Origin of the sequence: Kordia aestuariivivens (assembly GCF_014397005.1) — a bacterium.
Classification (GTDB): domain Bacteria; phylum Bacteroidota; class Bacteroidia; order Flavobacteriales; family Flavobacteriaceae; genus Kordia; species Kordia aestuariivivens.
This window is the reverse complement of record NZ_JACGWS010000001.1, coordinates 503,332-528,476: the sequence shown is the minus strand read 5'-3', so window position 1 is coordinate 528,476 and position 25,145 is coordinate 503,332. Positions and strand designations below refer to the sequence as shown.

At 34.8% G+C, this 25,145-nt stretch carries 22 protein-coding genes and 1 tRNA gene; 11 read left to right on the top strand and 12 right to left on the bottom strand.

Annotation, left to right across the window (positions count from 1 at the left end):
- Together kynU and H2O64_RS02400 are read right to left on the bottom strand one after the other, a co-directional pair.
- Complete coding sequence (kynU, locus tag H2O64_RS02405) at positions 1 to 1,260, bottom strand: kynureninase (RefSeq protein ID WP_187560537.1); 1,260 nt, start codon at positions 1,258 to 1,260, stop codon at positions 1 to 3.
- A gap of 103 nt (positions 1,261 to 1,363) precedes the next feature.
- Positions 1,364 to 5,119 carry a transglutaminase domain-containing protein gene (locus H2O64_RS02400; RefSeq protein ID WP_187560536.1) on the bottom strand — a complete coding sequence of 1,252 codons (3,756 nt, stop codon included), beginning with the start codon at positions 5,117 to 5,119 and terminating at the stop codon, positions 1,364 to 1,366.
- 193 nt (positions 5,120 to 5,312) lie between these two features.
- Here H2O64_RS02400 and H2O64_RS02395 point away from each other — a divergent pair, with 193 nt between their 5' ends.
- Positions 5,313 to 5,954 (top strand): O-methyltransferase, encoded by a 642-nt coding sequence (locus H2O64_RS02395; RefSeq protein WP_187560535.1) that lies wholly within the window; start codon positions 5,313 to 5,315, stop codon positions 5,952 to 5,954.
- A gap of 187 nt (positions 5,955 to 6,141) precedes the next feature.
- On the opposite strand, the gene H2O64_RS02390 is transcribed toward H2O64_RS02395, so the two are convergent.
- Positions 6,142 to 8,556, bottom strand: coding sequence for a TonB-dependent receptor domain-containing protein (locus H2O64_RS02390; protein WP_187560534.1), 2,415 nt, complete (start codon positions 8,554 to 8,556; stop codon positions 6,142 to 6,144).
- Positions 8,557 to 8,705: 149 nt separating this feature from the next.
- On the opposite strand from H2O64_RS02390, the gene H2O64_RS02385 reads away from it, so the two are divergent.
- From H2O64_RS02385 to H2O64_RS02375, 3 genes are read left to right on the top strand one after another with little or no spacing between them, the layout of a single operon-like run.
- Positions 8,706 to 9,407: a hypothetical protein gene (locus H2O64_RS02385; protein WP_187560533.1), complete on the top strand. Its 702-nt coding sequence runs from the start codon at positions 8,706 to 8,708 to the stop codon at positions 9,405 to 9,407.
- 3 nt (positions 9,408 to 9,410) lie between these two features.
- Positions 9,411 to 10,466: a sensor histidine kinase gene (locus tag H2O64_RS02380; protein WP_187560532.1), complete on the top strand. Its 1,056-nt coding sequence runs from the start codon at positions 9,411 to 9,413 to the stop codon at positions 10,464 to 10,466.
- Positions 10,463 to 11,188, top strand: coding sequence for a LytR/AlgR family response regulator transcription factor (locus tag H2O64_RS02375; RefSeq protein ID WP_187560531.1), 726 nt, complete (start codon positions 10,463 to 10,465; stop codon positions 11,186 to 11,188). Before H2O64_RS02380 ends, H2O64_RS02375 begins: the two co-directional genes overlap by 4 nt.
- Positions 11,189 to 11,389: 201 nt before the next feature.
- Here H2O64_RS02375 and H2O64_RS02370 read toward each other — a convergent pair whose 3' ends face one another.
- From H2O64_RS02370 to H2O64_RS02345, 6 genes are all read right to left on the bottom strand, one after another.
- On the bottom strand, positions 11,390 to 12,907 hold the full coding sequence (locus H2O64_RS02370) for a S8 family peptidase (RefSeq protein ID WP_187560530.1): 1,518 nt from the start codon (positions 12,905 to 12,907) through the stop codon (positions 11,390 to 11,392).
- A gap of 37 nt (positions 12,908 to 12,944) precedes the next feature.
- Positions 12,945 to 13,508 (bottom strand): phosphatase PAP2 family protein, encoded by a 564-nt coding sequence (locus tag H2O64_RS02365; RefSeq protein WP_187560529.1) that lies wholly within the window; start codon positions 13,506 to 13,508, stop codon positions 12,945 to 12,947.
- A complete protein-coding gene (tatA, locus tag H2O64_RS02360; protein WP_187560528.1) occupies positions 13,508 to 13,780 on the bottom strand; it encodes a twin-arginine translocase TatA/TatE family subunit in 273 nt (90 codons plus the stop codon). The genes H2O64_RS02365 and tatA overlap by 1 nt, the downstream gene beginning before the upstream one ends.
- 106 nt (positions 13,781 to 13,886) lie before the next feature.
- The gene (locus H2O64_RS02355) at positions 13,887 to 16,160 is read right to left on the bottom strand and encodes a M1 family metallopeptidase (RefSeq protein ID WP_187560527.1); all 2,274 of its coding nucleotides are present in this window, start codon (positions 16,158 to 16,160) and stop codon (positions 13,887 to 13,889) included.
- A gap of 62 nt (positions 16,161 to 16,222) precedes the next feature.
- Positions 16,223 to 16,723 (bottom strand): DUF6702 family protein, encoded by a 501-nt coding sequence (locus H2O64_RS02350; RefSeq protein ID WP_187560526.1) that lies wholly within the window; start codon positions 16,721 to 16,723, stop codon positions 16,223 to 16,225.
- Between the two features lie 86 nt (positions 16,724 to 16,809).
- Positions 16,810 to 17,571: a carboxypeptidase-like regulatory domain-containing protein gene (locus tag H2O64_RS02345; protein ID WP_187560525.1), complete on the bottom strand. Its 762-nt coding sequence runs from the start codon at positions 17,569 to 17,571 to the stop codon at positions 16,810 to 16,812.
- Positions 17,572 to 17,724: 153 nt separating this feature from the next.
- Here H2O64_RS02345 and pepE point away from each other — a divergent pair, with 153 nt between their 5' ends.
- Positions 17,725 to 18,429: a dipeptidase PepE gene (gene pepE, locus H2O64_RS02340; RefSeq protein WP_187560524.1), complete on the top strand. Its 705-nt coding sequence runs from the start codon at positions 17,725 to 17,727 to the stop codon at positions 18,427 to 18,429.
- A 170-nt stretch (positions 18,430 to 18,599) separates the two neighbouring features.
- On the opposite strand, the gene H2O64_RS02335 is transcribed toward pepE, so the two are convergent.
- Positions 18,600 to 18,672 (bottom strand) — tRNA-Gly (locus H2O64_RS02335).
- 50 nt (positions 18,673 to 18,722) lie between these two features.
- Entirely contained in the window at positions 18,723 to 19,148 is a 426-nt protein-coding gene (locus tag H2O64_RS02330; RefSeq protein ID WP_187560523.1) for a GNAT family N-acetyltransferase, read from the bottom strand.
- 159 nt (positions 19,149 to 19,307) lie between these two features.
- Here H2O64_RS02330 and H2O64_RS02325 point away from each other — a divergent pair, with 159 nt between their 5' ends.
- The 5 genes from H2O64_RS02325 (at position 19,308) to H2O64_RS02305 (ending at position 22,700) form a co-directional block, all read left to right on the top strand.
- A complete protein-coding gene (locus H2O64_RS02325) occupies positions 19,308 to 19,757 on the top strand; it encodes a GNAT family N-acetyltransferase (protein WP_187560522.1) in 450 nt (149 codons plus the stop codon).
- Between the two features lie 90 nt (positions 19,758 to 19,847).
- Positions 19,848 to 20,816: a TolB-like translocation protein gene (locus tag H2O64_RS02320; protein WP_187560521.1), complete on the top strand. Its 969-nt coding sequence runs from the start codon at positions 19,848 to 19,850 to the stop codon at positions 20,814 to 20,816.
- A complete protein-coding gene (locus H2O64_RS02315) occupies positions 20,809 to 21,537 on the top strand; it encodes a M15 family metallopeptidase (protein ID WP_187560520.1) in 729 nt (242 codons plus the stop codon). Before H2O64_RS02320 ends, H2O64_RS02315 begins: the two co-directional genes overlap by 8 nt.
- Before the next feature lie 39 nt (positions 21,538 to 21,576).
- Positions 21,577 to 22,338 carry a M48 family metalloprotease gene (locus tag H2O64_RS02310; RefSeq protein ID WP_187560519.1) on the top strand — a complete coding sequence of 254 codons (762 nt, stop codon included), beginning with the start codon at positions 21,577 to 21,579 and terminating at the stop codon, positions 22,336 to 22,338.
- Positions 22,339 to 22,538: 200 nt separating this feature from the next.
- Positions 22,539 to 22,700: a hypothetical protein gene (locus H2O64_RS02305; protein ID WP_187560518.1), complete on the top strand. Its 162-nt coding sequence runs from the start codon at positions 22,539 to 22,541 to the stop codon at positions 22,698 to 22,700.
- Between the two features lie 81 nt (positions 22,701 to 22,781).
- Here the strand turns inward: H2O64_RS02305 and H2O64_RS02300 are convergent, their stop codons facing one another.
- Entirely contained in the window at positions 22,782 to 23,174 is a 393-nt protein-coding gene (locus tag H2O64_RS02300) for an ankyrin repeat domain-containing protein (protein WP_187560517.1), read from the bottom strand.
- A 436-nt stretch (positions 23,175 to 23,610) separates the two neighbouring features.
- On the opposite strand from H2O64_RS02300, the gene gpmI reads away from it, so the two are divergent.
- A complete protein-coding gene (gene gpmI, locus H2O64_RS02295; RefSeq protein WP_187560516.1) occupies positions 23,611 to 25,128 on the top strand; it encodes a 2,3-bisphosphoglycerate-independent phosphoglycerate mutase in 1,518 nt (505 codons plus the stop codon).
- Positions 25,129 to 25,145 lie beyond the last annotated feature (17 nt).

Sequence of the window (25,145 nt, the reverse complement as noted above, 5' to 3'; positions counted from 1 at the left end):
TTATAAACATTTTTTTAGTTCGTCTACCATACGGTATACATCTTCAAAGGTATTGTATAATGGAACTGGCGCACAACGAATTACGTCGGGTTCGCGCCAATCGGAAATGATATGTTTGTCAATTAATTTTTGATGTAATGATTTGTCAGCATTTTTAACTTGAATCGATAGTTGGCAACCGCGTTCTGCTGGATTTGAAGGCGTAATGATTTTGATTCGATCTGAAGCAACTTCATTGATTAGGTATTCAAAATATCCTGTAAGTTTCTCTGATTTTTCGCGTAATGCGTCCATTCCAACTTCATTGAACATATCCAACGATGCTTTAATAGCTGCCATGGATAGGATTGGCGGATTGCTCAACTGCCAACTTTCTGCACCTGGAATTGGATTAAAGTCGTAACGCATATTGAAACGTGTATTTTTATCGTGTCCCCACCAACCTGTAAATCGGTTCAGTTCTTTGTTGTGTGCATGACGTTCGTGGACAAATAATCCTCCTAAACTTCCTGGACCTGAGTTTAGATATTTGTACGTACACCAAACGGCAAAGTCAACTCCTGAATCATGTAATTCGGGTTGAATGTTTCCTGCACCATGCGCCAAATCGATTCCGACCATAGCACCTTTTGCATGACCGCGTTCACATATTTTTTTGATATCTAAGTATTGTCCTGTGTAATAGTTTACGCCACCAATCATCAACAATGCAATTTCGTCGCCTTGTTCCTCTAGCATGGTTTCCAAGTCTTCCATACGAAGTAATTGTTCGCCAGCTCTTGGCTTCCATTCTAATAGTCCTTCTTTTGGATCGAATCCATGAAATTTTAGTTGCGATTCTACCGCATAGCGATCAGATGGAAATGCGTCGCTTTCAATGACAATTTTGTATTTTGTTTTGGTAGGTTGATAGAAAGAAACCATCAATAGATGCAGATTCGTAGTCAATGTATTCATAATCACGACTTCAATTGGCTTTGCTCCTAGTATTTTCGCCATGTTTTCCGTGAGGAATTCATGGTATGGCATCCACGGGTTTTTTGCATCAAAATGTCCTTCTACGCCTAAGTTTGCCCAATCGTTCAGTTCTTGCTGAATGTACTCTTGGGTTACTTTTGGCTGCAATCCGAGTGAATTTCCGCAAAAATATAGCCATTCGTTGCCAGCAGCATCTTTTGGAATGTGAAATTTAGTTCGGTAGCTTTTTAGAGGATCTATTGCGTCTTGTGCTTTCGCGAACGCCAATGTATTTTGAAACATACTGAATGCTATTTTTACCAAAAATACGGATTCCTTTTTTTCTAAGAAACACATTTAGGAATAAAGACAACAGAATCATCTTTATTCCTAACTATTGTGGTTTTTATTTGTAGCCAATAAATCCTTCTTTCCCTTCAATGGTTTGTGCTACATATTTTTTGAATGCTTCGTATTCTTCTGGAAGGATTAGGTTTCCTTTGTCAACATTTGCTTCTACTTTTATATCTAAACGATTGTCATTTTTGAGTTCGTACGACATTTTATAAGAATGTCCTTTGTATGTTAACGCAATGTTTTTAGGATATTCAATGAATTTTTTTCCTTCCGGAATGTACAATTGGTATTCCGTAATGTATTGGTCTACATTTTCATATTGAATGTACTCAATTGGATAGTTTCTGGTTTCAAAATTAATGATACTATTGTTGTATGCATTTGAAATGTTTGGTATTTGAACGACACTGATAGAACCAATTTTCTTTGCTTTTTCTTCAAGCGTAGCAACCGTTCTAAATTTGAATACTTCACTTTCTTTTATAGCCGTGATATCTGTAATGGTATCTATGGTAATGTTTCCGCCAATTCTACCTTTTAAGTCGTCTTGCAAATCGTTTTTCATTAAATCATAACTACGATTTGTCAATACTCCAGAGTAGAAAGAAACCACTTCACCTTCTAGAGAAGTCACCGATTCTAAGGTTTGTTTGTCAGCTTCAATTGTAACTTTTACCGTGTTTCTAAAAATACTTGGCGTTCTTTTTACATTTTTCAATTTCATTAAATCGTACTTTTCATTTGTACTTGCATCATACGGAATTTTTAATGCGGTTGCGCCTTGTAAGCTTATTGGCAAAGCCTTGAACGGAAGGTTTTTGTCTGTCAATTCTAAGAATTGCGATTCGCCATTTAGTGTTACTTCTGCAATACAGTGATTGAAATCTTGACTTGGCAATACCAATGCGTTTTGTCCATAATCAGATGTTAAGACCAATACCAAGTTGGTGTCTAGTTGTGCTTTTTTAGCCAATGCTACAAATAAGGTTGAGAAATCTTTACAATCACCTAGTTTTGTTTTGATTGTTTTTGATGGTTTTTGTGGAATGAATCCGCTTTGTCTGAAACTTACGTAACTGTAATTTAAGTTTGTTGTGATGTAGTAATAGATTCGCTTAGCGCGCTCTTCTTCTGAAATTTTAGTAATATCTTTTTCAGGAAATAATTCTTTGAATACTTCTTCAACCGTAGTGTTTACGTCGATTTGCGTTCGCACTAAATCTGAATACCATTTTGCTATATCATCCCAAGAACCAATCGTACTAATGTGCAAGAAAAGTGCTAAATCAACTTCTCTTGGCATGAAGTATTCTTGCTCAGGAAGTACTTTTTCTGTGAATAATTCCCAAGTGTATAATGTGTAATCTCCTTTTGCTTCTTTGCGGTGTTTTAGTTCGCCATTAACAACTTTAAATGATATTTCTTGTTCTTTAGGAATTAGGATGCTGTAATTTGATTTTAAACAAGGTACAAAAGAATCAAACTGAAAAGAATCTGTGTAATCTTTGTAGAATCTACCATTTCCACTAAAATTGATTTCGTAATCTAAGTGAATGACATCGCCTATTTCCAATCCGTTGAATACTAAGTTGGAACCTTGACTGTCTGCTGGCGCAACCGAACCATCTTTTTTTACAATTTCAGATTTGATGATACTGTAACTTCCTGATAATCCTAAGTTGTATTCTTTAAATGTGCCAACACCTTCTTCCGCCGTGATTTCATACATAGAAGTGAAACGTGTTTTTCCACCACCTTCTTTGAATAATACCACATCTTTGTCATCTAGTAAAATGGTATATCCGTATCTACTTTCTTTGAGTTTTCCTTTTTCTTTAGCGATGTAATCATATATTTTTGGCTCGTGTAATTCTTCTAAGAAATCTTTTTGATTTTGAATGTCTTGAATTTTTTTACGCAACGACGAGTTTTCCATATTATGTAATAAAGAAGCTTTGTATGCCGCAACAGCTTTGTCTTTTTCGCCTAGTTTGATATATACATCACCTTCGTATCTGTCTGCTACAAACGAATATGGAAAGTTTTCTTTTAACTCTTTGATATACGGCAACGATTCTTCATGACGATCGTATTTGTGCAATTTTTCAATGATGTCTTTGATGGAAAAGTTGTCACCTTTTGAGTTTTTATAAATTTCTTTGTAGAGTTTTAAGGCTTTATCTTTTTTGTTTTGCTTTTCATAGTAATACGCCAAACTACTGATTGCTGGATAGTTGAAGTGTTTTTTAGTTAAATCTTCTAAGATGTCAATTGTTTTTTCTTCATCTTTCAAAATGGAAGCATATAAAGGCGCATACGTGCTTAATAGTTTTGGATAACCATCAGCCGCTTTGACTAATTTTTTCATGCTTTGCTCTAAGCCTCTTTGGTCAGAGTTTCGTATTTGCCATAACACTTCCGAAGATATTTTGAATACTTTTACATCTGTTGCTTCTGAAAAACGTTTTATGAATTTCTCCATTTCATTAATGTCCATACGAAACAATTCATCGGTATCTCGAAACTTATAAGTAAGCGATAAGTAATAATCTGGATCGTCTAATTCTAAGTTTTTGTTGATTTCTTTGATGGTCGTGTAATCTTTTTCTAAAGATAGAATCCCAATGTTTATTTTTCTAAGCAACGAACTCTTTGGATATGCTTTTAAAAGTGGCGCAATTACTTTTCTAGCTTCTTTGTAATTGGAGTTTCTTAAATACATTCTGATCAAACAGTAATCATAGAAAAAGTTATTTGGATTTGCAGCTCTTTTCGCTTTAAAGAAACGTTCTACAGCACTTTCAACTTTTACAGGATTTGCTTTTGTTCCTTTTGTATATTCCTGCACTTTACTACTATACGTTACATCTTTAATAGGCGTTCCGTTTTCGTCTGTAAGTCTGGCAATAAAATAGCTTATGGAGTTGCCTTCTGCATTTTTAATTAACAATCTACTTGTTCCTTTTGGCAAGGTAAACGCAACTGCATACGCATCTAAATCGGTTGTAACATCTTCGGTGTTTGTGTATAGTATTTCATCATTCAACCAAACTTTAAAAGCTGACGAATTTCCTACACGCAATACTACTTTTTTAGCTTCATTTGAGGTGACAAATGTTTGTGCATAATTTACACCATTTCCATATTCATCATGGTTTGTATAAAAATTATATCCGTCTCCGCCTTGAAATTTTGGTGTATACCAATTTACAAAACCATTGCTATTTGCGTTGAAATCTTCTTTTGAAGAAGCGTTCATTTCTGGTCCATATACCTCATCGAGTCCACTTTCGTTTAGGTTTTCAAAAACACCACAATATTGCCAAGCGTTGATGAAATCCATTTTTGCAATGTTTTCATGGTAATCATCCCAATTATTTTCATGTCTGCTAATAATGGCATTCATGTAATTCATAGCGTCTTTCAACGTTTGATTTTTGAATTCCATTTCACTGACATCTTTTACATTCTTCACAATTGTCGGATTGAATCCCGTATCAATGTATAGATTGAAAAAATACGTTTCATTCCATAATCCATACAAGTACATTTCAAAGTCTTTATCATTGATTACTTTGCTAATGAACGTGTCATCTCCGGATAACCTTCCGTTTTCAACATTTAAAATTTGTTGTGTAATGTGTGCTTCAATGTCGTTGTTGGAAGTTGCTTTTTTAAATTCTTTGAGTGCTTTTTTGCGATCGTTTTGCAATAGTGCATTCCAGTATTCTTTTTCTTGAGTTTGTGCTATACAGTTTAGGGAGATCAAAAAAGTAAATACAATTAGCCAATATGCTTTTCTCATAGTAATGGTTTAATTTTCTTGTGAATCTTGTAAGTCAAAAATATAACCCTTTTTTTACGTGGGCAAAAATAAACTGGCAAGCGTCAATATTTATGCACAAACATGCACTTTATCGATAGTTTGAGCATAGTTTTAGGTCATTTTCAAATTTTAGTTTCTATTTAATTGATACTTTTGCACAAATTCACGAGTTATGCATTTTATTCCAGAAGCTTTAGATGCTTACGTTGTAGCACATTCAGAGAATGAACCCGATTTGTTAAAAGCGTTGACACGCGAAACGTATCAGAAAATTTTACAGCCGCGCATGCTTAGCGGACATTATCAAGGAAGGTTATTGAGTATGTTGTCTAAATTGATTCGTCCAAAAACCATTTTAGAAATTGGCACCTACACAGGATATTCCGCATTGTGCTTGGCAGAAGGAATGCAAAAAGAGGGCGAATTGCATACGATAGATATTAACGAGGAACTCCACGATTTTCAACGCAAGTATTTTGATGCTTCTGAGTACGGAAAGCAAATTCACCAATATACAGGCGATGCATTAGCTATTATTCCAACACTAGAAACGACATTCGATTTGGTTTTTATTGATGCTGATAAACCCAATTATCCCGCATATTTTCATGCCATTATTGACAAGATGCGTCCAAACGGAATTATTTTATCTGATAATGTACTCTGGAGCGGAAAAGTATTGGAGCCTTTACAGAAGAACGACATTTCCACCGAAGCGCTTATAGAGTACAATACACTTTTAAAAGAAGATCCTCGCATAGAAACGGTCGTTTTACCTATTAGAGATGGTTTGACGATTAGTCGGGTGAAGTAGGTTTATGAGTTTATGAGTTTATGAGTGAAATTACTTTTTTAGGTATCCACTATGGTCATTTCGAGTGGTTTTTCGCAATACAATGAAGAAAAATTGTATCGAGAAACATGTTCTTTCAAAAATTTCTCGACACTAAATTTCTTTGAAATTTCACTCGAAATGACGGTTTGAACTATTAAATAGACTCCTAACCACCAATTCGGTTTTTTTCATCTTCTAAACTTCCATCGCGGTTTCTAGCTTCTTTTACTTCACTATTCCCAAATGAATATCGAATGTAAAAATTTATATTGCGACTGTCATTACCACCGCGACCATCTATCATTAAATCGCCAAATTGTGTGACACCTTGCCATGGAATTGTATACAACACATCATTCACTGTGATTTTTCCTGTCCAGTTTTTCCACGATTTTTGAACTGCAAGATTGAGTGAACCCAAACTTTTTGTTTCGTACGTTCCGCCCCAAATTGATGGACTGCTATACCAACCGCTTACTTCCAATTTTATGTCTTTTGGTAAGGAAAATGTGTTCTGAGCATAGAACCCAAATGTTTCTTGTTCTGTTGAAATAAAAGTTGGATTTGTCGCAGTGTATTTGTTATATGATCCATATACATTTGCGTATGCGCGCCACCAATTGTTTACTTTGAAAGGGTACGAAATGCTCAAATTATATACTTCTTGATCTGCTACATTACGCGTGCTCAAAAAGTTTCTATTTTCTCCAACAGCTTCGGTTACTTGTGCAAAAAAATCAGATACATACGAATAACTTATGCTTGTTGTTAAGGTGTATTTATAGGTGTGCGAAAGTTTAAAGTTATCGGTATATTGTGGTTGTAAAAAAGGATTTCCACGACTAAAACTTAATTCATCCAATTGATATTCAAAAGGATTTAAAACTTGATAATCAGGTCGTTGAATACGTCGACTGTAACTAAGTGCTAAAGAATTGTTTGCGCCAGCTTGATACGTAATTCCAGCCGAAGGAAAAAAATCTGTATATTTTCTGGAAACTGTTTGATTTTGATTTATGTTTTCGGCGGTTAAGTTTCCTTGAGAATCTGTTATTTCCACACGCAATCCGCCTTGAAATTTCCAATTGTTGAATCCGAAATTATATTTTGAATAGACCGCGTAAATTTTTTCATCATAGTTAAATTGATTACTGCGATCTAAATTGAGATTGCTATTTCCTCCAATTACATCAAAGAAATTAAATGTATTATCGGTCACCACCTGAGAAACCTTGAAACCAGTTTCAAACGTACCTTTCCCTAGTTTTTGACCATAATCTACTTTGGCAGCATAAATATCAATGTCAATCGGCGTTTCCTGATTCGTAATGATCGCATTGAGCACTTCGCCCGTTGGAGTTACATAAAAGTTAGGCTGATTGTTGAAGCGCTCACGACTGTAACGTCTGTAATCTAAATCGACACTAAAACTTTTACCTAACGTATCTTTGTAGCGATAATTGAGATTTGCGCTAAGATTGATACTGTTATTCTCTGAACTACTCGGCGAACGCAAAATACTGTCTGTAACTCCTGTAAATCTATCTATGATGGGTGTTCTACTGTTTGAACGCGATTCAGAATCTCGTAAGTTTACCGATATCACAGTTCCTAAGGTACTTTGTTTAGAAACGTAATAATCTGCGCCAGTTCTAAAGTTATTTGAAAAACCATCATATTCTGAATCGTTTTGCGCATCAAAAATTTTAGTTCCTTGTGTTCTGTATAAATTTATAAATCCTGTGGAACGACCTATGTAATTGGAATACGAACCAAAGATAGTCCACTTTTTGAGTCGCGTATTGACAGATACGGAATTGTTTGTCCGCGCAAAATCACCAACAGTTACTGTGCTGGAAATACTTCCGCGTGTTCCCAATCCTTTTTCTCTTTTTAGTTTTATGTTGATGATTCCTGCAGCTCCAGCAGCATCATATTTAGACGATGGTTGCGTAATGATTTCAATACTTTCAATCGTATCTGCCTGTAACGATTGCAAAAAAGCTGTCAAGTCATCGCCTTGCAAAAAACTTTGACGATCATCGATGTAGATTAGTACGCCCGCTTTTCCTTCCACGATTACGTTGTTATTATTATCTAATCGTACGCCAGGTGCTTTTCGCAAGATTTCAAGTCCGTTATTACCTGCGCTTCCAACTGTACCCGCAACATTAAAAATTGTTTTATCAGGTTCAACCTGAATGATTGGTTTTTCGGCTACAATCGTAACTTGATCTAAAGATTCTGTAGAAACCTTCATTTGAATTGGAGCTACTACAGTTGTTGACTTTGCAATATTTACCTCGGTTTGTATCGTTTCATATCCAACGAAAGATACTTCTAAAAGATATTTTGCAAGTTTTAAATCTTTGATCACGAAGTTTCCCTCACTATCGGTAATCGTTGCTTTGATGAGTATTCCTTCCGAAGTATTTAATAATACATTGACAAAAGGCAAAGGTTCGTTCGTTTCTGAAATTACACTACCTTTTATTACTAATGTTTCTTGTGTTTGACCGTACACAGATTTCGTAAAAGACAGCAAGAGAATGAAAATTATCAACGTGTATTTTGTATTCATAATGATTAAATTTTGAGCAAATATGGACATCAACATTCATTAACCAAATAGAAAACTGACGAACTGTCCTCTAGAAGTCATGAACCGCCTTTGGACCATTCGTGCATGTATAGGGCGACTCGTCAGAAGTTTGTTTCAAACACCAAACAATGATTGTAGTTTTGGAAGAAACGATAAAACAAATCATCATGAATACTATATGGATCTCAATCATTTCACTATTTTTTATTTTAGACACATGCAACGCTGAAACTAATGAATATAGTTATTTAAAGGTCGTATTAAGCGATCAAGAAACCATTAGTTATCCACCGGAAACTGGTTTTTTAGTGCAAGATTCAGAAGGCAAAACTATTTTAAATCCAACTGATTTGGAGCGATTAAAAGTATATAAAATCGAAACTCCAATTACTTTATTTGTATTTGTATCATGGAATAAGAAACCAGATGTATATGAGCTTAATAGTGGGAAATTAGTCTTAGGAAAGACAAACAGAACGTATAAAAAAGTTGCTAAAAACAACGGGGAAACTCCACCAAAAGATCACTTTAGTCGTCCTACAGATAGAGATTATGTTGTTGATACTAAACTAGATAAAAAGAAGAATCATACAGTATATTTACTGAAAGTAAAGTATTTTAGCTATGATGAAGAAACAGGTCACGACATGCGTCTTGAATTTTCAAATGGAATCATTTTTTATTTTAAAGATGGCAAAGCGGAAGCATGGCAAGATGGACATTCGCTCAACATAAAAGGTGCGTATGCAATAAAAATCCCGTATGGTTTCTTAAAAATAAGCTATAACCCATTTACTAAGAAAATGTGGTGGGCTACCAGTAAAAACTAACTTATGAATAAACGTATTTTTGGTATTAAAATTTTTGATATTGCGGCTCTTTTGGGAACATATCTCGTGTTATCTATAGGATATCACATCACACTTTGGTTTAATAGAACTGAGGAGTTTAGAGTGTATTCAGATTTACTGAATTTAGAAAGTTGGTTTAATAATGAAGGATTGCAATATATCATTATGCTTTTTGCAACTTCTGTCGTTTGGATCTTTATTTTTAGAATTTTCAGACAGTGGAAATTATGGCAACGACTGCTTTTACATTTTCTTGGCTTGCCATTTTTTGTACTTTTCTCATGGAAAATATTCTATCTTATTTGTGAATCTTTAGGCTATTGGCACATGAGCGGCCCTGGACAAGTTTGGGATATTTACATTCCGACACTTATCTATTTGATACAATTTTCATTGTTACATGCGTATGAATATTACGTCATTAATCAACGTAAAATGCAGTACGAGATTGAACTAAAAAATGTTGCACTCAAAAGTGAACTCAGCGCCATCAAAGCACAATTGAATCCACACTTTTTGTATAATGTGTTTAATACGATTAATGCCAGTGTTCCGAAAGAGATGGAAACAACACGTGAAATGATTGCTGAACTTTCTGATCTTTTCAGATATCAACTGAAAGCGAGTCGTGAAGATTTTGTCACACTCGAAGAAGAACTCGATTTTGTAAAAAAATACCTAAAACTTGAACAACGAAGATTTGAAGACAGACTTAAAATAAATATCAATGTCCCAGATGATTTACTTTCAAAAAAGATTCCACCCATGATTTTACAGCCATTGGTTGAAAACTCTGTGAAGCACGGAATCTCTCCATTAGTTGAAGGTGGAAAAATTGATATCATCATCAGCGAAAAGGAAGATAAGTTAATTTTTGAAATCAGTGATACTGGTGTTGGCATCAAAAATAAAGAGAATATTTTCAACCTTGGCGTTGGTTTGAGCAATACACAAAAGCGATTGCAGAAGATGTACAACTCTACTTTAGAGTTTTCTGACAACGTACCTTCGGGTCTTAAAGTATATTTTGAATTATGAAGAAAGTAGTCATTGTAGATGATGAGAAATCTGGTAGAACGCTCATCAAAGAATATTTGGAGTATCACAAGGAATTGATCTTAGTAGGCGAAGCTAATAATGGTGTGGATGCTATAAAAATTATCAATGAATTTAAACCTGATTTGGTGTTTATGGATATTCAAATGCCAGGACTTACGGGCTTTGATGTGTTAGAACATTTAGATGAAATACCCACTATTATTTTTAGTACTGCGTATGATAAATATGCGCTCAAAGCGTTTGAAGTGCACGCCGTTGATTATTTATTGAAACCCTATACCAAAGAACGTTTTGACAAAGCCATTAGTAAACTTAAAGACAATTCGCCAAGCCATATTGTTCCGTTGGCTAATGAGCACATTCTTTCTAAACCCACATTTCCTGATCGGATTATTGTGGAAAAAGGCACTAAATACGTCACCTTAGCCACCGCAGATATTAATTATATTGAAGCCTACGGAAGTTATTCTAAAATTTATGATGCTAAAGAAGGTTATTTAAGTAATAGAGGAATTTCACAGTTAGAAGAAAAACTAAATCCTGAACAATTTCTTCGGATCCACCGAAGTGTCATTGTAAATCTTCTGTCTATAAAAGAAGTTTCAAAATATGGAAAGAGTTATATTTTGATTCTCAAAAACAATCAAAAACTCAAGGTTAGTCGCAGTTATGCCAATAAGATTAAGGAATTGATTTTGTAAAGCTTATAAAAATATTCAAAAGAAAATGTTGAGATCTCGTCCTTCGACGAGATTAATTCTAAGCTTTTTTGCTAGTTCGATGTGATCTCGTCCTGCGACGAGATTAATTTAAAGCTTTTTAGGAAAGCTTTAAATTAAAAAAACTCTTGCCATACGACAAGAGTTTCTCCCTATTTACTAAACTAAATATGCCAACTGTTCTTATTGAACGGCTTGCAATGCGTTTATATTTCCATATCCATATTGGGAATTTTTGTTTGGATAGAAATCTGCAGATTGTTTCAATCTGTTTAATACTTGTGTTTTTGTCCAACTAGGATGTCTCGACCATACTAAAGCCGCAATTCCTGCTGTTGTTGCTGTTGCTACTGACGAACCTCCAACATAATCTGTTTGTCCGTTGTAGTAACTTAATACTGGTGTTGTTCTACTTCCGTTACCATCACGCTGCATCACTACGGTAAAATCAATTTTACTTCCTTTGTGACATATATCACACTCTTTATAGTAGTTAGCGTCCGTTACTCCTGTTACAGCAACTGTCTCATCCATTGATGCTGGAAATATAACTCCAACAAAGTTAGTAAAAGTTGTGGAAGTACCGCCCGCTGCGAAGATTAATTTTCCTCTATTATTTGCATATCGCACGGCATCCTCTATTCTACCTACTGAAAAGATGTGTCCAATAGACATCGAAATTATTTTTACGTCGCTTCTGTTTCCAAGTGCTTTTAGTGCATTTGCAACACCTTTTTGCTCATGATAACCATCTAAAAGTACATTTTTGGTTCCACGATAGCTAATTAAATTTGCATTATAAGCAACACCAACTGGCATTCCATTGTTATTTCTTGGTGCAGTTGCTACTGAAGTCATGCTTGTTCCATGTCCACATTTGTCATTTACTCCATCTGTTCTTGATGACCAAGGCCACCACGAATCTACATAAGTACCATATTTTTGAACGTATCGTCCAGATGAATATCCATCATTGAAGTTCCCGTTCATTAATGAATTGTTTGGTGTTAATCCAGTATCAATCACTCCAATTCCAACGCCAGCACCTGTACTGTAGTTCCATGCAGATGGAATACCGTGCTCATAAAACGTCCAAGGCACTTTTGCACCTGGCGCAACAGTTGTATAATCGGCAGAGTTTAACGTTTCAGAATCATATCCGCATCCTGCTCCAGATTTAGCTGTTACTTCATGGTCAAGATATCTATACCCAGCTGGTTCAATGTAACGAATTCCTTTTTGAGATAATAAATCTTCAACAGTTGCTAAGTCTTCTATTTTGACATCAATGATGTTGAGTTTGTCATCTTCATCAATTAGGAAATCGCTTGTTTTCTTTTGTCCTCCAGCTTCAACAGCTGCAATCCGCGCAATTAACAGGTCTTTAATTGCGTTAGCATTAGAGTTTTCTTTGGTAAAATCAGTATCATTAGCTCCATACCCAATGGTAAGGATTTGATCTCCATGAACTGTTGCACTCCATATCATGTGCGCGTCCGTGTTTGTCCATTCAAATTTTTCACGACTTGCAATGGTTTCATTGATTTTTGCATTGATTTGTGTTGGTGAAAGTGGCGTACGTTGTACTAAAACAACATTGTTTTCTTCTTCTAAGTTATCGATGATTGGTGCATCTTTAGAACAAGAAACTACGCCTAGAGCCGTCATAACGATGGCTAATCCTAGGTTAAGATTTTTCATGCTTTATTGTTGATTGGTTAAAATTTTAACGAATATATTAATAAATTCGTAATTTTACTATGCGCGCATTATAAATTCGATAAAATGCAACTCCAATTACAATTCCGACAAGCATTCCAATTAAAATATCTGAAGGATAATGCACCCCAAAATACAAGCGACTGTATATGAAAAATAAAGGCCATGCAAACAACAAATATATCCAAGAGAATACTTTTCTAAGGATTAAAAATAAATACGTAGTTAGCGCAAAAGAAACGGTGGCATGTCCTGAGAAGAAACTATAATTTTCTGGCTTTATGATAATATTGATAAATGGCGCAACCAAAGGATCATTGCAAGGACGAATACGTTCAATTCCAATTTTTACAAGTTCAACTAGTAATAAGGAGAAAAATAGGATGAAAAGTCCGTAACCAATAATGTATTTTGCTTGATGTTTTGGAAATTTTTTATAAATTTTATAGAAAACAAAAAGTAATAATGGAACCCAATAGATAAAGTTCGTCACGAAAACCCAAAAACTATGAAAGTGAATTTCGCCGAGATTGTTTATGTAGATTAATAATTCTTGATCATATGTAATTAATTCATCCAGCATTAAAGTTGCCTTTTGATAGGACCTGACATGTCTTCGATATCCTCTTTTACTTTATTAATTTCTTTTTGAACATCACCCGCAATATCAGTGTCAATACCATTGTCTTCTGCACTTTTTTGGATTTCGTGCTTTATTTCGTTCGTTGCATCTTTTAGCTGTCGCATTCCTTTTCCTAAGCCTCTCGCGATCTCAGGAATTTTGTCCGCACCAAATACCATTACTACAATGAGCATGATTACAACTATCTCTCCTCCACTAATAAATAATGCCATACTTCGTTCAATTATTCTACAAATATAAACAAGTAAATAGTATGTAATAAAAAAACCAGCAATTAAGCTGGTTTTTTATGTGTTTATTTTTAAAATAAGACTCTTACTATTGCTTCATCTTATCCTTTTTGAATTCATTGAAGTCAGTTTTCCCTTCTTTACTTGGCCACGTATTGTTTGATGTATCAATATCTGCAGTTTCAAGTTTAGGATCTAATTGAAGATTTTTGATTTGCTTGCTTGAAGCAATTACAATTTTAGCATTGTTATCATTTTTTCTCCAAATTTGAACAGGATATTTTATTAGTTCCGTAGTACCATCTTCATACGTACACTCAACAATAATTGGCATAACCAATCCGCCTGGCTTGCTGAATAATACTTCATAGAAGTACTTAGGATTGTCCATTGTAGCTCTTTCTTCCTTCGTGAAGTTATCCATTAAATATTCTTTTAATGGCTCATTTCCTTCAGTATCTAATACTGCTTTCCCTTCGTTTTCTTTTTTGTAACGCTCGTCACCTTCAGGGATAAAGTAAACGTAACTACCTCTATTCGTTGTACGCGTTCCAACTTGGAATTTTTTCACTTCTTCAATTGCGATATCAACATAGTCAGTTGTATAGAACCAACCTCTCCAGAACCAATCTAAATCGATTCCTGAAGCATCTTCCATTGTTCTAAAGAAATCTTCTGGACTTGGGTGTTTAAACATCCAACGTTGAGCATACGTTTTAAATGCATGATCAAATGCTTCTGGTCCCATAATAGTTTCACGCAAGATATTTAATCCTGTTGCTGGCTTTCCATAAGCGTTAGGTCCTAATTGATGTACGTTTTCCGGATTTGACATGATTGGTGATAATCTATCTTGACTTCCTTTCATGTAAGGTACAATTTTAGAGGGCTCACCTCTACGAGAAGGATATTTTCCTCCTGAATATTTTACAGATTCTGGATGCTCCTTTGCAAATTCTTGCTCTGCTAAATATTGCATGAATGTATCTAAACCTTCATCCATCCATCCCCATTGACGCTCATCAGAGTTTACAATCATTGGGAAAAAGTTATGTCCTACTTCGTGAATAATGACACTGATCATTCCAAACTTTACACGTTCAGAGTAACTTCCGTCTTCATTTGGACGTCCGTAATTCCAGCAAATCATAGGATATTCCATTCCTTGATTTTTAGCGTGTACAGAAATCGCTTTGTGATATGGATATGTAAATGTATGATTTGAAAATGTTTTAAGTGTACTTGCTACAGCTTTCGTAGAGTATTCTTCCCAAAGTGGATTTCCTTCTTTTGGATACATTGAGACTGCCATTACTTTTTTACCATTGATATCAACGGCTTGCATGTCCCAAATAAATTTACGCGAAGTTGCAAATCCAAAGTCTCTTACGTTTTCCGCATGGAATTTCCATGTTTTCTTTTTTGTAGAAAAACCTTTTTCAGCTGCTTCCGCTTCTTCTTGTGTTACAATGATGACTGGCTTGTCGTACGATTCTTGTGCACGCTCAAAACGATTCATCATTTCTTTTGTAAATACACTTTTTCTATTCTGTAATTTTCCTGTTGCATCCAGCACGTGATCTGCAGGAACTGTAATATTTACTTTATAATCTCCGAATGGTAATGCAAATTCACCATTTCCCCAGAATTGATAATTTTGCCATCCTTCTACATCATTGTAGACTGCCATTCTTGGGAAAAATTGAGCAATTACATATGCATAATTTCCATCTTTTTCAAAAAATTCATATCCAGAACGACCTCTGTTCGTTACGTGGTTATTGATATTATACCACCATTTGATAGAAAACGAAATTTTATCGCCCGAATTTAATCCTTTTGGCAAATCAATACGCATCATCGTTTGATTGATGGTGTATTTCATTGGTTTCCCTTTTGAATCTTTTACATAATCAATATTGAAACCTCCATCAAAAGTATCGCCCACATAACTACTTACAAATGTTGAAGTTCTTTGTAAACGCGGAATACTCGAACCGTTTTTAAGTCTTGCTGGCGAATTTTTAGCGCGGACATTTTGATCTAATTGTACCCAAAGGTATTCTAAATTGTCAGGAGAGTTGTTTGTATATGTAATAGTCTCAACACCATATAATTTTTTGTTCTTATCATCAAGCTCTATATCCATTTCATAATCAGCTTGTTGCTGATAGTAAGCTTTTCCTGGCGCTCCCGAAGCAGTTCTGTACATGTTTGGTGTAGAGAACTCTTGATAGAGTTGTTTGAACTTGTTGTTGTTGGTATGTCCTGGCTCTTTTTTGTCATCTTGACTATCTTGAGCTAAGGCAAAGTTTGATCCCATAAAAAGTAGGGCGAGAATGTAGAAGTGTATACGTTTCATTAGGCTTATAAAATAGGTTTGTATTTTTAACCCCGAAAAGTAACTATTTTAAGTGTTTTTTGTTAAAAATTTAACAAACCTTTATCATTTTCTTTTACTAATAATAAGCTTTTCCGCTGATTGTTGATTTTTACGTGCACTAAGTTCTGCTGATCTTCTTCTATTTCATATAAAATAGCGTTTTCAACTTCGAGAGAAGTTACGCTTTCAACACCTGTAATTTCTAAATAACAAACCGCAACATCATCTTCGTATTTTTTTCCGATAAAGTGGAATGTTTTCAATTCACCATTTACCCAAATTTTCAACTTCTTCGTGAGGTACTTTTTCATCATTTTTTCCACTTCTTCTGTTGCCTTTTCAGTGGTCAACTCTTCCTTCAAATCGTAACGCTCTTCTAATAATTTTTGAAAATCATCGATAAATATTCTGGTTGTTATTTGTAATGCTTTATCGGCTTTGCTGTGCTCAATATTAGTAACACTTACGTAGAATTTATGTACCGTTACAAACGATAGTAGCGGAATGGCAAGAAATAGCAATAGTATTTTTTGAATTTTCATTGAGATTTGTCTCTTTTATTTTCTTGTGACAAAGATATTCAAAAAGCATTCCAAATTACATCTGTTACTTTTTGTTTCAAGTTTAATTAGTCTTTCTTTTTGATAGATTCTAGAAAGTTTTTGCTTTGCTTCACCATAAAATCGATCATTAAAAATTCGTTTTTATTCGTAAAAATATCTTCTGAAGGCATTTGATCATCGCAATAATATAAAAACGCACTTATTTTATCTTTAGGGATACTTAAATTATCTGTGAAAAATTCATCTTTATAGCGATAACGGACTTCATTAAAACTCGTACGCTCGTAAATAGCCTTTTCTTTTTCTTTCTTTTTACCTTTTCCAATAATAGAATTTAGTAACATTCCAACAAGTCCTAAAACGTTCGCTCCTTGAAAGTTTGTTTGTCCTAATGCCTCATTTTTCACTTGTGAGTAGCGGTCAGAAGCAAATTGATAATCTTTATACTTTTCGATTTGTTCTTCTTGAAAATCTAAAAACTTATCTTTATTTTCTGGACTAATGACAACTTCATCTAATTCTTCAATTTTTTCATTAACCTCAACAACCAAGCGATTATTCTTGATAATTTTATCCGTAATTACAATTTCCCTAATGGTGTATTGCACAGAAGAAAAAACTAAAATATCATCTTTCTTCACAAGAATTTCAAATTCACCTTTCTGATTCGTGGTAGTTCCTTTACTTGTGGTATTATTTACAATATTTACTCCAACAACATTGACGTTTCTGTAAATTACTGCGCCACGTAAAATTTTACGTTCGCTATCTTGCGCAAGCAGTAGTGTCGAAATAAAAAGACAGAATATGAGTAATTGTTGTTTCATAGGTTTGGTATTGTTGGTTAAATAGTGTGGTTGTAAATACGGCATAAATAAATGAACAATTGTCCTTAAAAAAATCCCAACGTACATTAAACTTTTGTTAAATCCATTTAATCATTACTTTTACATTTCAGTAAAAATTAGCTCGGAAGCATCATGAAAAATATAATTATTGCCAGTACTTCAACCGTCCACGGAAGTGGTTACTTAGTCTATTTACTTGACGAACTTACTTCGTTCTATAAAGATACGGAAGAAATTTTATTTCTTCCCTATGCACGCCCTGGCGGAATTACACATGACGAATATACTGCTGCGGCTGCCAAAGCTTTTGAAAAGATTGGAAAAACGGTTCGCGGGATTCATGAATTTAAAAATCCTGTAGAAGCCATTGCCAATGCAAAAGGTATTTTTACAGGCGGAGGAAATACGTTTTTGTTAGTTTCTCAATTATACAAACATAAAGTCATGCAACCATTACGAGAAGCAATTTTGGATGGAACGCCCTATTTAGGTACAAGTGCAGGAAGTAATATTTGTGGACTTACGATGCAAACGACGAATGATATGCCAATCATTTATCCACCAAGTTTTAAAACCTTGGGCGTTGTTCCTTTTAATATAAATCCTCATTATTTAGATCCGATAGAAGGCAGCAAACACATGGGCGAAACGCGCGAAACTAGAATTAAAGAGTTTCATAAGTTTAATACACTTCCCGTTGTTGGAATTAGAGAAGGAAGCTGGATTCGTGTCATTGGCGATAAAAATACGCTTGAAGGTCCACTGACCGCAAGAATCTTTGAATATGAAAAAACACCGTATGAACTAGAAACGGGTTCGGAAGTTGTATTTCTATAAAATTGTAAGTTCGTCTTGCAGACTTCTTAAAACTAGATTTCATATCAACATGAGATCCCGCTTTTCAGCGGGATTAGTTCAACTTACAATTTTAAGTGCGTCTTGCAGACTTCTTAAAACTGAGTTTTCACTAATAAAAAAAGCCGACTCATTTGAATCGGCTTTTGAAGAGCGAAAGACCGGGTTCGAACCGGCGACATTCAGCTTGGAAGGCTGACGCTCTACCAACTGAGCTACTTTCGCATTGCGGGTGCAAATATAAAAAAATACTAACACCTTTTCCTAATATTTTTTTAGATTTTTTTCAAAAAATGATAGCCTAGCGCGTTAAATCCTTGATTATAATAGAACTTATGTGATGGAAAATTTTGCACATAGGTATTCAATTCTATGGTTGTAACACCTTTTTCTTTCCCATAAACTTCAATCCATTCAAACAATTGCTTCCCAATTCCTTTACTTCGGTAGGCTTCTTCAATATACACATGATCGGGTTCAAAGCTTTTTCCACAATAATGACGCGTCATGCTCCACAATCCAAAACAACCAATAAGTTGATCATTATCATAAATACCGAAAGCTTCATAATGCTGCGTTAACATTTCGGCAAAACGCGCTTTCAGTAAATCCATTGGCACTTTTTGTTGATTCATGATGTCCAAATATGGCAAAATGATTTCCGCTGCTGAGCCTTTGAGCAATTTAAAAGTAATTTGCATTTGTAAACTTTTTATTCAAAATTAATTTATTTCTGTAAAACTGAACTCCTAAATTAGTTATACTTTTGAGTGTTTTAAAAAAATATGTTAGTTTAACTAACCACTTTGAGTTCGTCTTATAGACTTCTCAAAATCGAGTTGCACTAATTTTTTGTGATTATGAAAGACACCCATTTTATCATTAAAGAGATTACCGCCAAAACTGCTTATAATGTAAGACATCCTGTATTGCGGGAAGGAAAACCAATAGATTCTTGCCGTTTTGATGGAGATGATTTACCAACCACTTTCCACTTAGGCTATTATATCGATACTCAATTAGTGGGCGTAGTTACTTTGTTAGAAAAAGCACATCCCCAATTTACCTCAGAAAATCCTTTTCAACTTCGAGGCATGGCAGTGTTGACCAATTTTCAAAAAAGAGGTATTGGTGATGCATTGGTAAAAAAAGCGGAAGAAATGATTCTCGCTCGTGGCGGAACCGCTATGTGGATGAACGCGCGTGAAATTGCGGTTCGTTTTTATGAAAAATTAGGCTATGAAAAATATGGTGAGCCTTTTACGATTCCAAAAATAGGATTGCACTTTATCATGGTAAAAACATTCTAATCAGAAAGATTAACGACTTTTTAACGGCAATTACGATCTAAAAAAAGTACTTTTTGCATTCCTTACTCCCTCAATCAAATTCATCGTATTATGAAAAAAATTATACTTCTACTCGGATTCATCAGTAGTAGTTTGCTTGCGCAAGATCAAACAAAAATCACTTTTAAGGCAAATTTTGATACACCTGAAATCTTCATTCAGCTACCTGAATTTTCAAATATTAATATGAGAGACATCACAATTTCTCCCACGAATGATGAAATTTTCTTTACGCTAGATACACCAAAGAGTGCGTTTAGAACCATTTTGACTTCCAAGAAAGTAAACGGCACATGGACCGCTTTTGCAGTTGCTTCTTTCTCCGGAAGCTACCATGATATTGAACCTGCATTTTCTCCAGATGGAACACAGTTATTTTTCGCGTCTAAACGTCCAAAAGGAACTGAAAAAACTTCTGAAAATGATTATGATTTGTGGGTTGTAACAAAAGAAAACGGCACCTGGAACAATCCAACGCGATTGCCAGAAACCATCAATACAGATAAAAACGAATATTATCCATCAATTGCTTCAAACGGAACTATTTATTTTACTGCTGAACGTGCTGACGCAAAAGGAAAAGAAGATATTTACAAAAGTGAATTTAAAAACGGAACCTATCAAACACCTGTAAGTTTAGGCGCTGGCGTGAATACAAAAACATACGAATACAATGCGTATATAAGTCCCGATGAATCTTTTATCATTTTTGGATCTTACGGACGAAAAGGAAGTTTAGGAAAAGGCGATTTGTATATCAGTTTCAACAAAAACAATACCTGGCAAGAAGCGGTTCATTTAGGAAAATTGATTAATTCCAATCAAATAGATTACTGTCCGTTTGTCTCTTTTGACCAGAAGTATTTCTTTTTTACGAGTGAAAAAACTACTATTCAAGCGACTTACAATCAACTATCTATAAAACAACTCAAAGAAGTTGTTACTACAGGAAGCAATGGAACTTCAAAAATTTACTATCTTCCGTTTGAAAAATTACTAAAATCAATTCAACTTGAATAGATCAAATTTTATTAAGCTTCTCGGACTCGGAACTGTTGCCTTGCATAGTTTACCGAGTATGGCATTTAACACCCAAAATTCGACGACATTGGAACTTATCGGAAAAGGAAAACCAATGGTTTTTGGTAAAGGATTTTCGTTACGAAAAGAAGCGTATGATGCATTTGTAAAAATGTCTTCCGCCGCAGCTAAAGACGGAATTGAAATTCATGTAGTTTCAAGCTATCGAAATTATGCACATCAAAACCGAATTTGGGAACGAAAGTACAAACGGTTTACACAGCAAGGTTTATCGCCTATAAAAGCAATTGAAAAAATTATAGCATATTCTACCATTCCGGGAACTTCCAGACATCATTGGGCAACCGATATTGATATTATTGATAAAAATACTAGTTATAGTGGTGATGTATTGATTCCTAAAAAGTTTCACGGCGACGGACCATTTTGCAAACTTCGCGAATGGCTAGAAACGAACGCAAACACGTATGATTTCTACATTGTGTATACAGATAAAGCGGATCGGAAAGGTTTTAAATATGAACCTTGGCATTATAGTTATGCGCCATTATCCAAACCGATGTTGCAAGAATATCAGAAATTAAATATCAAAGAAATGTTGCAAGCTGAAAAATTAATGGGAAGTGAGCATTTCAACGAAAACTTTATCAATTCATACATAAAAGAAAACATTCTGGATATCAACCCGGAGCTTTTATAGGAAGGTTTTGTACTTTTATAAGCATCTAAGCAACTTATTATGAGAGGAAATAGATTAAAAATTCGTTTGTTGATTGGACTCGCTATTGTCGGTTTTGCTTTTTTTAAGAAATGTGCAAGCCAAGAAACAAATCCATATACAAATCGTGTGCAGACCATCAATATGACTACTGACCAAGAAATTCAACTTGGTTTTGCCAATCGTGATGCAATGGCGCAACAACACGGCGGATTGTATCCTGATGCGGGCGCACAAGCACGTGTAGATATGATTGGCGAAAGATTGGTTGAGATGAGCATGGCGAAACAATCTGATTATAAATTTGAATTTCATTTACTTGCCGACAATAGAGCTATTAATGCGTTTGCATTGCCTGGCGGACAAATTTTTATCACTAATGCATTGTATAGCAAACTTGATGATGATCAGTTAGCTGGTGTTTTAGGTCATGAAATTGGACATGTTTTGGGTAGACATTCTGCGGAACGCATTGCAGAAACCGATTTTTGGCAAACAATTTCCACGGGCGCTTCTGTTGGTGCTGATATGGGAAACATGGTTGGCGGCTACGCACAAAATACCTTATTAAAAAATGGTCGTGAAGACGAATTGGAAAGCGACGAACTTGGCGTTTTATTGATGATAAATTCAGGGTATGAACCAGAAGCAATGATTGAAGTGATGAAAATTTTAAAATCTGCCGCAGGTCCAAATAGAGTTCCAGAATTTCAAAGCACACATCCCGATCCTGAAAATAGAATCCAAAGAATTAAAGAAGCGATTGCTGAATATAGACAGTAACTGTTAGCTGTTAGCCTTTTGCTCTTGACTATTTTTTCTTGGTTCTATACTCTTTTTTCTTGACTCATATAATCTAACATATTACTACTCAATTCTCAATATTGTGTTTCCAACAATACCATCATGATGGTAAAACAGTAACGCTTCTTCTCTTTTTATCTCTATATTGCTGATTGTTATTAACTTAATATATCAAAACCATGAAAAAAAAGACGAGTCATTTACAGTTAAACAAAAAACAAATTAGTACGTTGATTGCAACCGAAGTAACAGGCGGAATGCGCACGAATCTATGTCCAGAACCAACAGTACGAATCACAATATGCTATGGCGGGAATGTGTGTCAGAAATGGCCTGATTAATTTACTTTCTATTAAAAGTTTAAATACAAGAAAAGCCGTTTCTTCACAGAAACGGCTTTTCACATTAGGTAATCTAGCTTTTTACTTTGATGCTTCCACCAATACTTTTTTAACGTCTAGTGCTTTTGATAATTTTGCATAATCAATAGCTGTATGTCCATTTTTATCTTTAGAATCTAATTTTGCACCATTTTTCAATAATAATGAAGCAATTTCAACTCTGTTGTAACGTGCTGCATACATTAATGGTGTTTTTCCATTGGATGTTTTGTTTACATTTTCTCCGAATTGGATCATTTTTTTAACGGTATCAAAATCTCCTTTTGCAATTGCAATACAAAATGGATTTACTTTTACCACTGTTGTTACAGTTACTTCGTTTGATGTTGCAGTTTCGTTGTTTCCTTCTGTTGCGTTAGCCGTAGTGAATGAAGCTCCTACTATAAGAGCAATCATAAAAATTGTTTTTTTCATAATGTTTGTTGTTTTTTGAATTGATGATTGTTGATTTTTGTAATTTGATTACTCTTAAGAGACGACAGTCAGCAAAAATTGTTGCAAGCTTTTTTCTATTATAACACTTCTTTAACGATTCAGTCATATATCTGTTAAAACCATCACAAAAACTGAAACGGCGTTAACAGTATATATAGAAAGCTTTAAGGATTTCTTTTGTAGCTGTATTTTTTAAATCATTAAAAATTTTGAAAAAGAATCAGTATCAAAGTAAATTTGTCCAAGTTTTATAATGCTTTGATAGTAAAGCACATTTTTGCCGTTTTTATGAAAAAAGCAGCGTTTCGTTATGAATATGATAAACCTTTGCTAAAAAGATTGGTTTTTTAAGTTCGCGTTGTTATTATGTAATGAAATACACTTATTTTTATTTTTTTAAATCAATTTATCTCGAATGAATAAGAAAGTTATTTTAATGATTTTGGACGGATGGGGAAAATCGCCCAATCCAGCAGTTTCTGCAATCGCAAACGCAAATGTTCCATTTATCAATAGTCTATATAAAAACTATCCAAACGCAAATTTGTTAACGGATGGAATGAATGTAGGTTTGCCAGAAGGACAAATGGGAAATAGTGAAGTTGGACACATGAACTTAGGCGCAGGACGCATTGTGTATCAAGATTTAGCCAAAATCAACTTAGCAATTCAAAATAATACCCTGAAAGATGAAGTGGTTTTACAAGAAGCATTGCAACATGCGAAAAAGCACAATAAAGCAGTTCACTTATTAGGGTTGGTTTCTGATGGTGGCGTGCATTCACACATCACGCATTTAGAAGGTTTGCTGAATATAGCAAATGAGCATGAAGTAGAAAATGTATTTGTTCATGCGTTTACCGATGGTAGAGATGTAGATCCGAAATCTGGAAAAGGTTTCATTGCACAAACAGAAGCATTTTGCCAAAATTCCAATGCAACGTTAGCCACAGTTACAGGTCGTTACTTCGCTATGGATAGAGATAAACGCTGGGAACGCGTTCAATTAGCATACAATGCTTTAGTACACGGAAAAGGAACGCTAACTACAAATATTACGGAAAGTATTCAAGAGAGTTATGATGCTGGCGTGACAGATGAATTCATCAAGCCAATTATTTTGGCGGATGCACATAATGAAGCTGTTGCAAAAATTAAAGCGGATGATGTTGTGATCTTTTTCAACTTTAGAACCGATCGTGGGCGCGAATTAACAGAAGTATTGTCGCAGCAAGATTTTCCAGCGTTTGACATGAAAGCGCTTCCACTCTACTATGTAACATTAACTAATTATGACGCTTCGTATAAAAATGTTCATGTAGTATTCAATAAAGACAATATTAAAGATACGCTCGGCGAAGTTTTAGCCAAACATGGTAAAAAGCAAATTCGCATTGCGGAAACAGAAAAATATCCACATGTAACGTTCTTTTTCAACGGTGGACAAGAAACGCCTTTTGAAGGTGAAAAACGATTGTTATGTCCGTCACCAAAAGTGGCAACTTACGATTTACAACCAGAAATGAGCGCCTACGATATTCGCGATACGATTATTCCAGAATTGGAAAACGAGGAAACTGATTTTATATGTTTAAATTTTGCCAATCCAGATATGGTAGGACATACCGGAAACTTTCAAGCTGCTGTAAAAGCCTGTGAAGTTGTGGACGTATGTGCCAAATCTATTATTGAAGTGGCACAAAAACATGGTTATAGCACGATTGTAATTGCGGATCACGGAAATTGTGACACGATGATCAATCCGGACGGAAGTCCAAACACAGCACACACCACGAATCCTGTACCTATTATTTTGGTCGATGAAGACATTAAGCATATAAAAGATGGTGTTTTGGGCGATATTGCTCCAACTATTTTGGAAATGATCGGAATCCCTCAACCAGCATTAATGACTCAAAAATCGTTACTTTAAGAAAATTAGCAAACAAA

Bases quoted from the DNA above. Each gene is read 5' to 3' on its own strand.
- kynU (WP_187560537.1), bottom strand. From the start codon at position 1,260: ATGTTTCAAAATACATTGGCGTTCGCGAAAGCACAAGACGCAATAGAT.
- H2O64_RS02400 (WP_187560536.1), bottom strand. From the start codon at position 5,119: ATGAGAAAAGCATATTGGCTAATTGTATTTACTTTTTTGATCTCCCTA.
- H2O64_RS02395 (WP_187560535.1), top strand. From the start codon at position 5,313: ATGCATTTTATTCCAGAAGCTTTAGATGCTTACGTTGTAGCACATTCA.
- H2O64_RS02390 (WP_187560534.1), bottom strand. From the start codon at position 8,556: ATGAATACAAAATACACGTTGATAATTTTCATTCTCTTGCTGTCTTTT.
- H2O64_RS02385 (WP_187560533.1), top strand. From the start codon at position 8,706: ATGATTGTAGTTTTGGAAGAAACGATAAAACAAATCATCATGAATACT.
- H2O64_RS02380 (WP_187560532.1), top strand. From the start codon at position 9,411: ATGAATAAACGTATTTTTGGTATTAAAATTTTTGATATTGCGGCTCTT.
- H2O64_RS02375 (WP_187560531.1), top strand. From the start codon at position 10,463: ATGAAGAAAGTAGTCATTGTAGATGATGAGAAATCTGGTAGAACGCTC.
- H2O64_RS02370 (WP_187560530.1), bottom strand. From the start codon at position 12,907: ATGAAAAATCTTAACCTAGGATTAGCCATCGTTATGACGGCTCTAGGC.
- H2O64_RS02365 (WP_187560529.1), bottom strand. From the start codon at position 13,508: ATGCTGGATGAATTAATTACATATGATCAAGAATTATTAATCTACATA.
- tatA (WP_187560528.1), bottom strand. From the start codon at position 13,780: ATGGCATTATTTATTAGTGGAGGAGAGATAGTTGTAATCATGCTCATT.
- H2O64_RS02355 (WP_187560527.1), bottom strand. From the start codon at position 16,160: ATGAAACGTATACACTTCTACATTCTCGCCCTACTTTTTATGGGATCA.
- H2O64_RS02350 (WP_187560526.1), bottom strand. From the start codon at position 16,723: ATGAAAATTCAAAAAATACTATTGCTATTTCTTGCCATTCCGCTACTA.
- H2O64_RS02345 (WP_187560525.1), bottom strand. From the start codon at position 17,571: ATGAAACAACAATTACTCATATTCTGTCTTTTTATTTCGACACTACTG.
- pepE (WP_187560524.1), top strand. From the start codon at position 17,725: ATGAAAAATATAATTATTGCCAGTACTTCAACCGTCCACGGAAGTGGT.
- H2O64_RS02330 (WP_187560523.1), bottom strand. From the start codon at position 19,148: ATGCAAATTACTTTTAAATTGCTCAAAGGCTCAGCAGCGGAAATCATT.
- H2O64_RS02325 (WP_187560522.1), top strand. From the start codon at position 19,308: ATGAAAGACACCCATTTTATCATTAAAGAGATTACCGCCAAAACTGCT.
- H2O64_RS02320 (WP_187560521.1), top strand. From the start codon at position 19,848: ATGAAAAAAATTATACTTCTACTCGGATTCATCAGTAGTAGTTTGCTT.
- H2O64_RS02310 (WP_187560519.1), top strand. From the start codon at position 21,577: ATGAGAGGAAATAGATTAAAAATTCGTTTGTTGATTGGACTCGCTATT.
- H2O64_RS02305 (WP_187560518.1), top strand. From the start codon at position 22,539: ATGAAAAAAAAGACGAGTCATTTACAGTTAAACAAAAAACAAATTAGT.
- H2O64_RS02300 (WP_187560517.1), bottom strand. From the start codon at position 23,174: ATGAAAAAAACAATTTTTATGATTGCTCTTATAGTAGGAGCTTCATTC.
- gpmI (WP_187560516.1), top strand. From the start codon at position 23,611: ATGAATAAGAAAGTTATTTTAATGATTTTGGACGGATGGGGAAAATCG.